Origin of the sequence: Paenarthrobacter sp. FR1 (assembly GCF_051106045.1) — a bacterium.
GTDB lineage: Bacteria > Actinomycetota > Actinomycetes > Actinomycetales > Micrococcaceae > Arthrobacter > Arthrobacter nitroguajacolicus_A.
The window spans coordinates 1-622 of sequence record NZ_JBPFSF010000032.1 but is presented as its reverse complement, the minus strand read 5'-3'; the positions used below and the strand labels follow the sequence as shown (position 1 = coordinate 622).

Sequence of the window (622 nt, the reverse complement as noted above, 5' to 3'; positions counted from 1 at the left end):
TGTACTATCCCGGTTGGTTGGTGACGCGGCTGATGGGTGAGGCGCCTTTGAGTGCGGTGTGTGGCCTGCGTTGATTGTAGTGCTCGATGAAGTCCGGGTAGCAGGCTTGGCGTGCGGCCTCTGAAGTGTAGGTCTGGGCGTAAGCCCATTCTTCTAGAAGGATGCGGTTGAAGCGTTCTACTTTGCCGTTGGTCTGGGGTCGGTAGGGTCTGGTGCGTTTGTGTCGGATACCTGCCTCCGTGAGAGTCTGAGCAAAGAGTCGAGACCGGTAGCAGGAGCCGTTATCGGTCAGCACGCGCTGTATCTTCACCCCGTGGGCTGCGAACGCGGCGATCGCGTTACGCATGAAAGCGGCGGCGGTTTCCTTGGTCTCATCGGCGTGGATCTCTGAGTAGACGTAGCGGGAGTGGTCATCGACGGCATGGTGGATGAATGTATATCCACGGCGGAGGCCTCTGTTCTTGCGGGCCCCTTCAGCCAGATTCCGGGCCCGGGAGTTGGCCTCCCCGGCTACCCGGCCAAGGCTCCTATGGCCGCCGCCATCGGGGATCCTGCCGAGCTTCTTCACGTCGACGTGGATCATTTCCCCGGGCCAGGCGTATTCATAGCGGCGGGCGTGTTC

1 protein-coding gene is annotated in these 622 nt (G+C 61.1%); it reads right to left on the bottom strand.

Going from position 1 to position 622, the window contains the following annotated elements; translation table 11 throughout:
- Positions 1-4 precede the first annotated feature (4 nt).
- The coding region (locus ACR30Z_RS22590; protein ID WP_434374679.1) for an IS481 family transposase at positions 5-622 on the bottom strand (618 nt) is incomplete at its 5' end.